Annotated in this window: 11 protein-coding genes; 4 read left to right on the top strand and 7 right to left on the bottom strand. The window is 58.6% G+C overall.

The annotated features are described in order from the left end of the window. Nucleotides 1–125: 125 nt before the first annotated feature. The 4 genes from O5O45_RS08640 to O5O45_RS08625 all read right to left on the bottom strand — a co-directional run bounded on the left by O5O45_RS08640 (nt 126) and on the right by O5O45_RS08625 (nt 6434). On the bottom strand, nt 126–491 hold the full coding sequence (locus tag O5O45_RS08640; RefSeq protein WP_305904811.1) for a hypothetical protein: 366 nt from the start codon (nt 489–491) through the stop codon (nt 126–128). A gap of 156 nt (nt 492–647) precedes the next feature. Beyond that, nucleotides 648–1793 carry an iron-containing alcohol dehydrogenase gene (locus O5O45_RS08635; protein WP_305904810.1) on the bottom strand — a complete coding sequence of 382 codons (1146 nt, stop codon included), beginning with the start codon at nt 1791–1793 and terminating at the stop codon, nt 648–650. Between the two features lie 309 nt (nt 1794–2102). Continuing rightward, nucleotides 2103–5285, bottom strand: coding sequence for an efflux RND transporter permease subunit (locus O5O45_RS08630; RefSeq protein ID WP_305904809.1), 3183 nt, complete (start codon nt 5283–5285; stop codon nt 2103–2105). A gap of 12 nt (nt 5286–5297) precedes the next feature. Beyond that, nucleotides 5298–6434: an efflux RND transporter periplasmic adaptor subunit gene (locus O5O45_RS08625; protein WP_305904808.1), complete on the bottom strand. Its 1137-nt coding sequence runs from the start codon at nt 6432–6434 to the stop codon at nt 5298–5300. A 241-nt stretch (nt 6435–6675) separates the two neighbouring features. On the opposite strand from O5O45_RS08625, the gene fepB reads away from it, so the two are divergent. Further along, nucleotides 6676–7740: a Fe2+-enterobactin ABC transporter substrate-binding protein gene (gene fepB / locus O5O45_RS08620; RefSeq protein WP_305904807.1), complete on the top strand. Its 1065-nt coding sequence runs from the start codon at nt 6676–6678 to the stop codon at nt 7738–7740. 80 nt (nt 7741–7820) lie between these two features. Here the strand turns inward: fepB and entS are convergent, their stop codons facing one another. After that, entirely contained in the window at nt 7821–9107 is a 1287-nt protein-coding gene (gene entS / locus O5O45_RS08615) for an enterobactin transporter EntS (protein ID WP_305904806.1), read from the bottom strand. 144 nt (nt 9108–9251) lie between these two features. Between entS and fepD the strand changes: the two genes are divergently transcribed. From fepD to O5O45_RS08600, 3 genes are read left to right on the top strand one after another with little or no spacing between them, the layout of a single operon-like run. Continuing rightward, complete coding sequence (fepD, locus tag O5O45_RS08610; RefSeq protein WP_305904805.1) at nt 9252–10301, top strand: Fe(3+)-siderophore ABC transporter permease; 1050 nt, start codon at nt 9252–9254, stop codon at nt 10299–10301. Beyond that, on the top strand, nt 10301–11350 hold the full coding sequence (fepG, locus tag O5O45_RS08605; RefSeq protein ID WP_305904804.1) for an iron-enterobactin ABC transporter permease: 1050 nt from the start codon (nt 10301–10303) through the stop codon (nt 11348–11350). The genes fepD and fepG overlap by 1 nt, the downstream gene beginning before the upstream one ends. Then, a complete protein-coding gene (locus tag O5O45_RS08600) occupies nt 11347–12207 on the top strand; it encodes an ABC transporter ATP-binding protein (protein WP_305904803.1) in 861 nt (286 codons plus the stop codon). Before fepG ends, O5O45_RS08600 begins: the two co-directional genes overlap by 4 nt. Before the next feature lie 17 nt (nt 12208–12224). Here the strand turns inward: O5O45_RS08600 and O5O45_RS08595 are convergent, their stop codons facing one another. Continuing rightward, nucleotides 12225–12905, bottom strand: coding sequence for a glutathione S-transferase family protein (locus tag O5O45_RS08595; protein ID WP_305904802.1), 681 nt, complete (start codon nt 12903–12905; stop codon nt 12225–12227). A 1-nt stretch (nt 12906) separates the two neighbouring features. Then, entirely contained in the window at nt 12907–13305 is a 399-nt protein-coding gene (locus O5O45_RS08590) for a DoxX family protein (RefSeq protein ID WP_305904801.1), read from the bottom strand. Nucleotides 13306–13390 lie beyond the last annotated feature (85 nt).

The following is a 13390-nucleotide window of genomic DNA, read 5'->3' as shown; positions in this document are numbered from 1 at the left end:
TTCTGTGATGAAAGTCTCAACTAGCCTGACAGCTACTCCCGCCCTACTTCAACTATTCGTCGAATTACAGAGCATGAGAACTACGGTTACTGATTTGATGGCCGCTCACCCGAAAGGTGCGCCAATCATGCCCCATCCCTCTTCGCCCAGTACATCTGCTTATGGCCCCTATCTTCGTAATCTTTCACCAGATTCAACGCTTCGGATTGAGTCATGCCGCCCTGGATGAAGAAGGTATTGTTGTTATCGTCCTGACGCCAGACTGACCAGTTTGGCGTTGCGGTTTCAGCAAGGTCTGCCGGTTCGAAGGCCGTTTGATCCAAAGGACATTCTCTAATGACGAAATGCTCTGTCAGGCCTTGAAATGGCGCTTGTTGGGATAAGTCTGCAATGGCTTGATCGGCCTTGGCTCGGGAGGTGAATACGCCGATAAAACCGGAAGGGTTCGAGTCATGGGAGGGGAGGAAAAATAACGCGTAGACGAGTTGCATTGTTAACGATCACCTGTCTGAATGGAACGTTTCAACGGGTGATGATTATACCTGCAACAGCCGTCATAAGCCTTTTAAATCTGAGGCTTAAAGCAAATCGGGCGTCCTTGCCCCAGGTGCATTTCCCTTATCTTAATCCTGCTTAGCGCATTTTTTTCAAGCTGCGCGTTGCAGGATTTCCCGACTGACATCTAAAGTGATTGCGCGGTTTTCACCCAATGCGGTCATACCGTGCTTTTCCAATGCATCAACCAGCGCGGGTACGGCTGTGTCGCCTTCGATACCTGCATGGGAGAGTCTGGTAGGGATGTCCAAACTGCTGTAAAGCCGTTCAATGGCTTCGATCGTGGTTTCCGCCAGCTTGTCGTCCTGAGGCAGATTGAACACATTACGCCCCATTTGCTCCAGTTTGGCGCGCTTGTCCGCCATTTGCACGCGCAGCAGCGAGGGCTGCACGATAGCCAGAGTGCGGGCGTGATCGACGCCGTAAAGCGCAGTGATTTCATGACCGATCATATGAGTCGCCCAATCCTGCGCCACGCCGGCGCCGATCAAACCATTCAACGCCTGATTGGCGGTCCACATCAGGTTGCTGCGCCAAACATCGTTGTCGCGCTGAGGGAATTCCTCCGCCAGGCGCACCAAATTACGCAACAGCGCTTCCGCGTAGCCATCCTGCACCCAGGCGTCGCTGTTATGGGACAGGTACTGCTCACAAATATGCACGAATGCATCGACGACGCCGTTGGCGACCTGACGTTCGGGCAAAGATTTGATCACATCCGGGTCCAGCACGGCGACGCGAGGCAGCACTAAAGGAGATCCGAAGGACAGCTTTTCCTTGGTGGCGGCTTTGGTCACCACAGAGCCGCCATTGGACTCAGAACCCGTGGCAGGCAAGGTCAGCACCACGCCCAGAGGCAGCGCGCGCGCAATGGTGTATTTGCGGGTGAGAATATCCCAGCCATCGCCGTCATACAGCGTAGCCGCGGCGATATATTTACAGCCGTCGATCACCGATCCGCCGCCTACCGCCAGGATGTAATCCACTTTCTCGCGACGCGCCAGCTCAACGGCTTTGTCCAACGTCTCCACCGTAGGGTTGGCTTCTACGCCGGAAAACTCCAGCCAGGAATGATCTTTCAGAGCGTCTTTGATCTGATCGTAGACGCCGTTCTTTTTGATGGAGCCGCCACCGTATACAACCAGCACCTTTTGCTCCGCGTCGATCAAAGACGCCAGCTTGGCGATGCGGCCTTGGCCAAACTCAATGCGAGTGCTGTTGGAAAAAGAAAAATTCATACTCACTTCCTTTAGTCGCGATAACTTTACAGGCGCGTCGACACGGAGCGGCGCCGGATTAATTGCGCATACTCACAGAGGGCCTTTCACTATGAGAAAGATAAAAACATCCGCGTCGAATATGGGACAGGAACATACTCTTATCCCATCAGGAAGCAAAGCGTCCAGCCCTCGGCAAGGGAAAGTTAAACAGAAATAGGCAAGGATCCGACAGAATCGGGATAAAGGGAATAGCTCCACGCTGCATCGTCACGATGGCGAAGCAGCGTTATATGATTCTAACGAATCAGCCGATTCGCCCACCTGAAATTATGCCGGCGCTTCCGCCTTTTCTTCTATGGAACCTTCTATCAGAACGGCCTTGCGCCGCTTCTTCAGAATAGAGCCCTTCACCCACAAGTAAAACAACGGCACAAAGAATATCGCCAGTGTTGTCGCCGTCAGAACGCCGCCCAGTACGCTGGTTCCAATTGCGTTTTGACTTGCTGAGCCGGGGCCGGTGGACAGGGCTAGCGGCGTTACGCCGGCGCCGAACGCCAGTGAGGTCATCAGGATGGGACGCAGTCGTAAACGCGCGCCCTCCACCACTGCGGTCATTGGCGCCATACCCTGGCGCACCGCTGCTTCGGCGAACTCCACGATCAGAATCGCATTCTTGGCGGACAATCCAATAGTCGTCAGCAGTCCAACCTGGAAGTAGATATCATTGGGCAAACCGCGCCAGTATACCGCCAACAGCGCACCCAACACGCCGAGAGGGATCACCGGAGCCACGGCGCAGGGTATGCTCCAGCTTTCGTACAACGCCGCCAGACACAGGAACACAAACAGGATCGACGCCAAGTACAGCAGCGGGGCTTGTCCGCTGGCCAGCTTGTCCTGATAGGACAGGCCGCTCCATTCAAAGTTGGTTCCCGGTAAGCGCGCCGCCTGCGCTTCAACCTGCGCCATCGCATCGCCGGAGCTGACGCCTTGCGCCGCCGCGCCGAAGATGGGAATGGCGTGTAGTCCGTTATAGCGGCTTATTTCCGTGGGTCCGTTGCGCCATTCCGTACCACTGAAGGCGGTGAAAGGCGTCATGGCGCCGCTGGCGCCGCGCACATACCAGTGACGCAGGTCGTCCGGCGCCGCACGAAAGGGTGCGTCCGCCTGCACCAGCACTTTCTTCACTCTTCCCTGATGCACGAAATCATTCACGTAATAGCCGCCCCAGGCGGCGCTCAGGGTCTGATTGACATCCTCCAGCGCCAGTCCCAGCGCGGACGCCTTTTCGCGGTCAATCTCCACACGCAGTTGCTGGACATGGCGGTCAGCGCCGGCGCGCACATAGGAAAAACGCTCACCCTCTTGAAGGCTTCGCTCCAGCCCCGCCGCCGCCTCAGCCAGCCCCTCTGCGCCCAATCCCCCCAAGTCCTGTAACCAGAGTTCAAAACCGTTACTGCGTCCCAGACCTTCAATCGGCGGCAATACCATGCTGTAAGCCTGAGCGTCGCGCAAACGACCAAAAGCTTCCGTTGCGCGATCGGCGATCACCTGCGCGCTGTTTGCCGCGCCTTCCCGTTGCGACCAGTCTTTCAGCGCCACAAACCCCATGCCCGCGTTTTGTCCCGCGCCGTCAAAACTGAAGCCGGACAGGATATACACGGACTCCACATTCGCCTTTTCCTGCTCCAGGAAATAGCGTTCGATTTCTTGCGCCACCTTGGCGGTACGATCATAGGTGGCGCCCGCAGGCAGGTTGAACTGGACCAGAACGGTTCCCTGATCTTCATCGGGAATAAACGCCGTGGGCAAGCGCCAGTACACCAACGCCATCACGCCCACCGCTAACAGGTAGGCGGCGCTGAATCGGAACGGCCGCGACAGCATGAAACCCAGGCCGCCGACATAACGACGCTGAATCCTGCTGAAGCCGCGATTCAAGGCGCTGAACACGCCGACGGACGCCTGACCATGGCGCAGGAACCTGACGCAGAGCGCCGGCGTCAAACAAATCGCCGCCAATGCCGACAACGCCATCGCCGCCACCAGCGTGACGGAGAACTGCCGATAGATCACCCCCACCGATCCTGAAAAAAACGCCATGGGCAGAAAGACCGCGGCCAGCGCCGCCGCCACGCCGATCAACACGCCGGTGATCTGGCCCATGGATTTCAGCGTCGCTTCGCGCGCACCCTGTCCTTCTTCACGCATGATGCGTTCAACGTTTTCCACTACGACAATGGCGTCGTCCACTAACAGGCCTATCGCCAGCACCATGGCGAACAGACTGAGCGTATTGACGGAATAGCCGGCGATCGCGAGCACGCCGAATGTTCCCAGCAGCACTACAGGCACCGTAATCGCGGGGATCAAGGTGGCGCGCCAGTTCTGCAGGAACACGAACATGACCAGCACCACCAGCGCCACCGCTTCCACCAGAGTCAATAATACCGATTCGATGGAAAGCTTCACGAAACGCGTGGTGTCTTCCGGGAAGGCGACTTCCACTCCCGGCGGAAAACTAAGGCGTAATTGCGCCACTCTTCGCTTTACCGCCTCTGCGACCTGCAAGGCGTTAGCGCCGGGCGCCAGCATAATCGCCAACCCGGAAGCCGGGTGTCCGTTCAGCTTGGTGGTTCCGCCGTAATCCTCGGCGCCTAACTCAACCCTCGCCACATCCCCCAATCGCACCGCCGCGCCGTCCCCGTCGGTTTTGATGAGAATATCGCGAAATTGCTGCGGCGACGTCAGCCGCGACAGGGCGGTGACACTCACGTTCAACTGCTGTCCCGGTCTGGCGGGAAGCGCGCCGAGTTCGCCCACGGAGACTTCTGTATTCTGCGCCGCGATGGCGTCGATCACGTCCTGGGGCATCAAGCGATAACTGTTGAGTTTGTGCGGGTCCAGCCAGATTCGCATGGCGTAGGAAGAACCAAAATTCTGCACTGATCCCACGCCGTCCACCCGGCTGAGGGGGTCCTGCAGACTGCCCGCGAGCCAATCGGAAATATCCGTGTCGCTGAGGCGGTCACTGACGTCATAAAACGCCAGAATCATAAGAAAGTTGTTCTGGGACTTATTAACAGTCAGCCCCTGTTGCTGCACCGGCGCCGGCAAACGTCCCGACGCCTGCGCCGCTTTATTCTGCACTTGCACCTGAGCGATATCCGCATCGGTCCCATGCCGAAAAGTGAGCATGACTTCCGACGCGCCGGAGGAACTGCTGCGGGAACTGAAATACATCAGGTTATCCAACCCTTTCAGTTCCTGTTCAAGGATCTGGGTGACGCTGTTTTCCACCACTTCAGCGGACGCGCCCGGATAGTTGGCCGAGATCATAATCGTCGGCGGCGCGATATCCGGATATTGCGACACCGGCATGGACATCAGCCCGAGCGCGCCAGCCAGCATCACTACAATCGCCACCACCCAGGAAAACACCGGGCGGTTAACAAAAAATTCAGCCAATCGCCGGCGGCTCAGGTCATCAGCCTGCACAGGGTCTCTCATTGTCGCCGCCTATTACTGAAGGGTCGCCGCTGCGAGATCAACGGTGAGCTCAGTGGCTCTCACCGACTCGCCGGGGAAGGCGTTCAACAGACCTTCCACGATCACCCTGTCGCCCGGGTTCAAGCCTGCGCCGACAATCCAGTGACGTTCCTGCGCGCCAAGGATATGCAGGAGACGCTCCTCCACGACCTCTTCCGCCGTCACCACCATCGCCATAGCTTCGCCGCGGGCGTTATGCGTCACGGCTTGTTGCGGCGTGAGATAGACATCCGAATGCACGCCCCGCGTCAGTTCCGCCCGCACAAACATCCCGGGCAACAGCAGCCCATCGGGATTGGGAAACTCCGCGCGCAAGGTCACCGAACCAGTCTGCTCGTTCACACTGACTTCCGTCAAACGCAGAACGCCTGGGTGAGGATAATCGGCGCCATCTTCCAGTTTCAGCCTGACTTCTTCGCCAGCTTCCGAATCAGACTGTTCAGACAGAGCCCAGCGCAAGGAGAGCAACTCGCGACTGGATTGCGTCATGTCCACATAAATCGGGTCCAGTTGCTGCACCAATGCCAGCGGCGCGCTCTGCCCCTCGGTCACTAAAGCGCCCTCGCTGACCGCGGAGCGACCGATGCGGCCCGCGATGGGAGCGGCGATCTCCGTGCGTTGTAAATCCACTTTCGCCAGTTGCAGCGCCGCCTGCGCCGCCTGCACCGAGGCTTGCGCCTGCCGATACTCGCCCTGGATATCTTCATGATTCTGTCGACTGACGCTTTTACTAGCGGCCAGCTCAGTATAACGCCGACTCTTTGCGCTCAGGCTGTCCAGCCGCGCCTGGGCCGTCGCCAGATTAGCCTGCGCCTGATCGAACAACGCCTGATAGCGATCAGACTCAATGCGAAACAGCGCCTGCCCCGACTCCACCCTCGCGCCTTCGGTAAACAGACGGCGCTCGATAACGCCATTGACCTGAGGACGAACTTCCGCGGAGCGATAAGCGACCGTCCGCCCAGATAGCTCCGTCCGTATCGGCGCGTCCCGAGGCGTCAGCGTCACTACGCCCACTTCCGGCGGTGGCGGCGGAGCGGGCGCAGGGGCTTCCTGCTCACTACATCCGGTCAATAACAGGGGGAATAGCAAATAGCGAATTTTTTCCATGATGACTGCGTTCGACACTTCCTGAATCGGGAAAGACGCCCACGACGACGCGCTTCCAAAGGGTTGATGGTGGTCAACAAACACTTAATGATAATAGTTATCATTTGCGTTAACATTATATGAGTTCTGACCGCCATCCTGTCAACGCGTTAGCGCCGCTTTTCGTCAACGATCCACATAAAGCCAGCGCCAGCGGCGACTCAGGGCCAAATCAATCACCAAATGGGGTAGAGATATCACGATGCCGCACAATCGCTTTTTGTTTCTTTTCCTGACGCTATGCGCCAGCCTGCTAACCGCCTGCGGCGCAGACGGAGACGCTGCTCCCAACGCGTCGGCACAGGCCGCACCCGCCCTCACCGTGCAAAACGCGTCGACCTGGCCGAGAACGCTGTCCACACCGCAGGGCGACCTCACCATAACGCACGCGCCGCAGCGTATTGTTTCCACCAGCGTGACCCTGACAGGCGTCCTGTTGGCCATTGACGCCCCCGTGGTGGCCAGCGGCGCCTCCTCGCCCAATACCGAGGTCGCCGATGCACAGGGCTTTTTCCGCCAATGGGGCGACATCGCCCGTCGACGCGGCGTGCGTCCGATCTATCAGGGCGCGCCGGACGCCGAGGCCATCATCGCGGCGCAGCCGGATTTGATTGTCATGGCGGGAACCGGCGGCGATTCCGCTCTCGCTCTTTACGAGCAACTCAGCTTGTTCGCTCCTGTTTTAGTGCTCAACTACGACGATAAGAGCTGGCAGCAGCTGACCTCCCTGCTGGGCGCCGCGACAGGCCGCGAGCAGCAGGCGCAGTCGGTCATCGATGAATTCAACGCCAGGGTCGCCGATGTGAAAGCGCGCATACAGCTGCCCCCGCAACCGGTCTCCGCACTGGTGTATTACGAAGACGGCTCCGGCGCTAACCTGTGGACGCCGGACTCTGCGCAAGGGCGGCTGTTGCAGGCGCTAGGCTTTGACGTCGCCACGCCGCCCTCCCATATTCAAGGTGGGACTCGTCAAGGCGTCCGTAAGGACATCGTTCAGCTCGCCGGAGAAAATCTGTCCGACGGCTTACAGGGTCGCACCATGCTGCTGTTCTCCGCCAATGAAGATCGAGTGCGGCAAATCAGCCAGGATAAATTTCTCGCCCATACGCCCGCTATCCAGAGCAACCGGGTGTACGCTGTGGGGCTGGATACCTTTCGTCTGGACTACTACAGCGCCAGCAATTTATTGCAGCGACTGACCGACCTGTTTCCTGAGACGCCTGCGGCAGTCGCCGACGCCAATGCGTCGTTTATCACGCATCCTTGAGAGCCAACTGGATTTGGCTTCTATACCCACTGCACCCACTGCACCCAGATCATCACTGAGCGCAGCGGGTTGTCCCGGCATTAAGCCGGTTCTTCGCTTTCTGCGGCAAAGCCAGACATAGGATTGGTTTCTTCCGGTGGCGCGCCGGATTGCAGTGTCCGCAAGGAGCTGAATCCCAAGGTCAGCGCCGCCCCCGCCATCGCCACCGCAACGCCGAAGGAAAAGACGCCCAGCACCGGCGTCACCGCCCGCGCTAACGCGCCCAGTCCAACCGCGCCAACGCCGTCGCCAACCACATCCTGAGCGCTCCACAGGCTGTTCACCCGCCCCAGCAGGTGATCTGGCGTATGGCTTTGCACCAGCATGAACTGCAATAGAGACGTGATGGACCCGAGATAGCCGACCAGCGCCAACGCCACTAGAGCCAGCCAGATATGGCTCACTACGCCAAGCGACGCCACCGCCAACGCCGAGGCGCTCATCGCGCCCAACATCAACGCGCCAGGGCGCCGCCAGCCGCCGACCCAGCCACTGGTGAAGGCGCCGAGCATCGCGCCCAGAGGCACAGCGGAGAACATCAGCCCGACTTCAAAGGCGCCGCCGCCATAGCCTTCTTCAGCCAGCGCGGGAAACAGCACGCGAATGGCGCTCAGCATTGTTTGCGCCGCGCCCACGACTATCACCGCGCCGACTATTTTGTGGCGACAGAGAAATTGAAAGCCTTCCAGTAACGCTTGCAGAGGATGCCCTGGCGGATGATCCCCGGGTTTCAAGGAAGGCAGTCGCACCAGAGGCAGCAAGGTCGCCACAGTGCCGACGCCCGCCAGCAGGTAGTTCCAGCTCACGTCGGCGGAGACGATAATCAGACCGCCCACCGCTGGAGACATCACCGCGCCAAAGCGCACGGTAAGCATGCTCAAAGCCCCGGCGGCGGCCAGGTTTTCACGGCCCACCAGGGTTGGAATCGAAGCCATCAGCGCCGTGACGCCCATGGCGCCGAAAAAGCCGTCCCAGGCGGAAACGATATATAACGCCAGCAGCGACGGCTCCGCTACGAAACTGTTTAACGCCAGGGCGAGAAACCCGACGCCACACAGAAAGCGCGCCGTCAGAATCAACTTGCGGCGGTCGAAGCGATCCGCCAATACACCACCGCACATTAGACCGACAAACATGCCGACGCTGTCTAGCGCCATAGCTAAGCCGACTTGCAGCGTTGAGCCGGTAAGCTCGTGTATCTGCACCGGAACGGCGACCGTGAGAATGCCAAGGGCGAATACCGACATCATTCGCGCCACGAAAACGGCGCGAAAGTGCGCGTTGTTTTTGAGCAGACTGAAGTCCACAAAAATAGATGATTTGCTCATTACACCAGCCAATGAATTGATGAATAGAAGTGAGTTCCCTGCCTCTATTCGCAGGATTGCGCAGGAATGGTTTTACCCGGTGGCGCAGCATGATAGTATACCAATCGTTAATACAAATCATTCTCATTTGCATTAAGTGATATTTTGAGCGGCGCTACTCTCTCCCCCTCCTCCAATTCCTCCCTGCCTGTTCGTCGACGTGACTCAGGAAGGACAGGTTGGGCTATTTTTCTGGTCAGTCTGGCGCTGTTGAGTCTGATCGCCGCACTCAGTCTGATTCTGGGAGCGAAGGCGATTCCCTTCGCCACCGTGGTGGACAGCCTGTCTGGCGACGCCAGCGGTCCTGACGCCACCATCATTCTGGAAAGCCGCTTACCTCGTACGCTATTGGGTTTGTTGGCCGGAGCCGCCTTGGGGGCTTCCGGGGCGTTGATCCAGGCATTAACCCGCAACCCTCTGGCGGAACCTGGCATACTTGGCGTCAACGCCGGCGCTGGCCTGGCGATGGTTCTCGGGGTGGCGTTTTTCGGCGTTCATTCACAAGTGGGATATCTCGGACTGGCGTCGCTAGGGGCCTTGCTCACCACGGTGTTGGTGTTCTTCGCCGGTTATTACGGAGCGACGCGCATGGACCCATTGCGTTTCGTGCTGGCGGGGGTCGCCATTGGCGCAGTCATGGCTGGCGCCGCATCCGCGGTCACCCTGCTACATCCCTCCGTCTTCGACACCATGCGTTATTGGAGCGCGGGCTCATTGAACGTGCGCAGTCTGGAGCCAGTATTGTGGGTCGCTCCGGTCATCGTTGCCGGGATTCTCCTGGCGCTGTTCCTGGCGACGCCGCTTAACGCCATCGCCATGGGTGAAGATCTGGCGGTAGCGCTGGGCGCGAAGCCACAATGGGTGCAGGGCCTGTCCATCCTGGCGATCACCTTGCTGTGCGGAGGCGCCACCGCGGCGACGGGCCCTATTGCTTTCGTGGGCCTGATGATTCCCCATATCGCGCGCTGGTTGATGGGCGCCGATCAGCGCTGGATCATCCTGCTGACCCTGACCCTCTCCCCCTGTTTACTGCTGTCAGCGGATATCCTGGGACGCTTCCTCGCCCCAGGCGAACTGCGCGTCTCTATTGTCACCGCCTTTCTCGGCGCGCCAATACTGATCTGGCTGGCGCGACGCCATCAGGGAGGCGCGTAGTGAATCGCGCCGACTATTTTCTCGTTGGCGGAATGGACGCCCCCTTCAGCCTCCCCATCCATAAATGGGCGCTGGGTTTGGGATGCATGCTTTGCATTATCTGTTTGGGACTGGGTTTAACCGCTTTGGGTTGGGGAACGCTGACGCTGCCTTTCAGCGACGTCGTGAACGCACTGTTCGGCGCAGGCCCGGAACAGGCGCAAATTGTCGTGACCCAATGGCGACTGCCCCGCATCACGGCGGCGTTGATTCTCGGCGCTGCGCTGGGGGTCAGTGGGGCGATATTTCAATCGTTACTCCGTAACCCTTTGGGCAGTCCTGACGTGGTCGGCTTCAATACTGGCGCCTACAGCGGCGCACTGCTGGTGATCGCCGTCTTCCACGGTGGTTATTATGCGACTGCCGCCGGGGCGTTATTGGGCGGGTTGACGACGGCGCTGCTGGTGTATGCGCTCGCCTGGCGGAAAGGGCGCGCCCAGGGATTCAGATTGATCATTGTCGGCATTGCAGTCAGCGCCCTGCTCAATGCGTTTAACACCTGGATGATGATCAGCGCCAGTCTGGAAGCTGCGATGTCCGCCGCCCTGTGGGGAGCGGGTTCGTTGAATGGCCTCACCTGGAGCAAAGCGTCGCCATCGCTGATTTTTTGTCTGCTGGCCATCGCCGCCGCGGTCCCTCTGCAAAGACGCCTGCGCCTGCTGGCCATGGGGGACGACGCCGCTCAGGCGCTGGGCGTTGCAGTTAACCGCTCACGCCTGACGCTCATGATTCTGGCGGTGTCACTGACCGCCGCCGCCACCGCCGCCACTGGCCCTATCAGTTTTATTGCGTTGGCGGCGCCGCAGATCACCCGCCGCTTGCTGGCCGCCGATGGCGTCAGTCTGCTGAACTCCGCCTGGATGGGCGCCTTGTTGCTCCTTGCCGCGGACCAGATCGCACACCACCTGTTCGCCCCCAGTCAGTTGCCGGTCGGCGTCGTCACCATCTGCATCGGCGGCGTCTATCTGGCCTGGCTGCTTATCAACGACTCACAGCGGAAAACCTCATGACGCAACAGCCTACCCCTCTGTATATCGAACCGCCGCAACGCCAGCCGCCGCGCTTGCGAACGCAAGGGCTGACGGTGGGATATGAGCAGCGCATAATCAGTGAAAATCTCAATGTAGCGATTCCAGATAGATCTTTTACTGTGATCGTGGGCCCCAATGGATGCGGCAAGTCTACGTTGCTGCGCAGTCTGTGCCGCCTGCTGAAGCCCGTCTCGGGCGAGGTATTGCTGAACGGTCAGGACATCCATCGCTATCCCGCCAAACTGGTTGCGCGTCAGGTGGGGCTTCTGCCGCAAAGCGCCAACACGCCGGAGGGCATCCGTGTGCGGGATCTGGTGGCGCGCGGCCGCTATCCTCATCAAAGCGCCTTTCGCCGCTGGAGCCGGGAGGATGAAAGCGCCGTAAACGCAGCCATGATAAGCACCAGCGTCGAAGGCTTGGCCGACCGCATGGTGGACGAACTTTCCGGCGGCCAGCGACAGCGCGTCTGGGTCGCCATGGCCCTGGCTCAGCAGACGTCACTCCTGCTGCTGGACGAACCCACCACTTATCTGGATATCACCCATCAAATCGAATTGCTGGAGCTGTTTCGCACCCTGAACCGCAGAGATAACCGCACCCTCATCGCGGTGCTGCACGACCTCAACCACGCCTGCCGCTACGCCACTCACCTCATCGCCATGCGCGACGGGGCCATCATCGCGGAGGGTCCGCCCGCCAGCATCATTTCTGAAGCCTTGGTGGAGGAGGTCTTCGGCTTATCCAGCCTGATCATAGAAGACCCCGTGAGCCATACGCCACTGGTGATACCCAGAGGCAAAGGACAAGCGCAAGCCTTGTCGATTGCAGACAATTAGGGAACCTCTGAAAAAAGCTATCCCTTCGCCCCAGCTTGCAGCAGATGCGAGAGATAACTCTGTTTGCGAATGACAAAGGCTATCAACGCCTGCGCGAAGTCCGCATCCACCGCGTCGATGACAGACTGTCTGGCCGCCATCTGCCGGCGCCAGGCTTCGACTTTCGCCAGTCCCTTAAACAGATCGATTTTGATTAAAGAGTTAAACACATCGAAATAGCGAAAGACCGGCGCATAAACAGCGTCCGCAATCATGAAATCGGCGCCCGAAAAGTAAGGACCGACACCCACTTCTTCCAGCCGTTCAAACCGACGCCGAAGCAGTTCTTCCGCACTGCGGAAACTTTCCTTGTCTTGGGCGGAATAATACCTGCCGATCGCATCCAAGGTTTGCGAGCCAAACTCGATCCATGACCGATGAAATGCCCGTAATTTCGGGTCCGCCGGGAGCAGACTTCCTTCCGTGACTTCATCGAGGTATTCGCAAATCACCGCCGATTCGAAAATAACGTCCTTGTTATCAATCACAAGTAAGGGGACTTTCCCTGTGGGAGAAAGCGCCAGAAACCAGCCTGGTTTGTTCGCCAGATCGATAGCCGTACGTTTAAACGCAACGCCTTTTTCCAGCAGCGTAATCACAGAGCGCTGCACGTAAGGACATAACTTAAAACTGACCAGTTCAATAGCTCCGATACTCATTTCAGGCCTCCTTGGTGATGGCGTAACGCCCATTGCCTAAGAAAACCTGGGTAACCGCCATCAAGACCAAAACCAGTGGGTATTCCCAGCCGCCGCCCTCATTTGCAAACAACCATCCCGCGTCCCAGTGCGCCCAGGTCGCGCCTAGCAATACTGGCGCAACCATGACGGCGGCGATCTGGCTATGAAAACCAATAATGAGCGCAATCCCGGACACCGCCTCCACGAAGAAAACGAGGTAGGCGAGAAATGCAGGCAGGCCGATTGAGCTGAAGAATTCAGCCGTGCCCGGCAGTGTAAAGACGACCAGTTTTAAATACAGGCTATGAGCGATCAACACCACGCCGAGCGTCACGCGCAGTATCAACGCCGCCAGTTCATAGTTTCGGGAAATAGTCATGGGAGTCTCCAAGTGAATAGTGATGTTTTCATTTTATTGATTGCATCAATGCGTTCGTAGTTGTAATTTTTGAAATTCTCAATTG

It is taken from the genome of Hahella sp. HNIBRBA332, from assembly GCF_030719035.1.
In the GTDB taxonomy this organism is placed as follows: Bacteria; Pseudomonadota; Gammaproteobacteria; order Pseudomonadales; family Oleiphilaceae; genus Hahella.
This window is presented reverse-complemented; position numbering and strand designations above follow the sequence as displayed.

Coding starts and splice junctions, on each gene's coding strand:
- O5O45_RS08640 (WP_305904811.1), bottom strand. CDS start 491: ATGCAACTCGTCTACGCGTTATTTTTCCTCCCCTCCCATGACTCGAAC.
- O5O45_RS08635 (WP_305904810.1), bottom strand. CDS start 1,793: ATGAATTTTTCTTTTTCCAACAGCACTCGCATTGAGTTTGGCCAAGGC.
- O5O45_RS08630 (WP_305904809.1), bottom strand. CDS start 5,285: ATGAGAGACCCTGTGCAGGCTGATGACCTGAGCCGCCGGCGATTGGCT.
- O5O45_RS08625 (WP_305904808.1), bottom strand. CDS start 6,434: ATGGAAAAAATTCGCTATTTGCTATTCCCCCTGTTATTGACCGGATGT.
- fepB (WP_305904807.1), top strand. CDS start 6,676: ATGCCGCACAATCGCTTTTTGTTTCTTTTCCTGACGCTATGCGCCAGC.
- entS (WP_305904806.1), bottom strand. CDS start 9,107: ATGAGCAAATCATCTATTTTTGTGGACTTCAGTCTGCTCAAAAACAAC.
- O5O45_RS08600 (WP_305904803.1), top strand. CDS start 11,347: ATGACGCAACAGCCTACCCCTCTGTATATCGAACCGCCGCAACGCCAG.
- O5O45_RS08595 (WP_305904802.1), bottom strand. CDS start 12,905: ATGAGTATCGGAGCTATTGAACTGGTCAGTTTTAAGTTATGTCCTTAC.
- O5O45_RS08590 (WP_305904801.1), bottom strand. CDS start 13,305: ATGACTATTTCCCGAAACTATGAACTGGCGGCGTTGATACTGCGCGTG.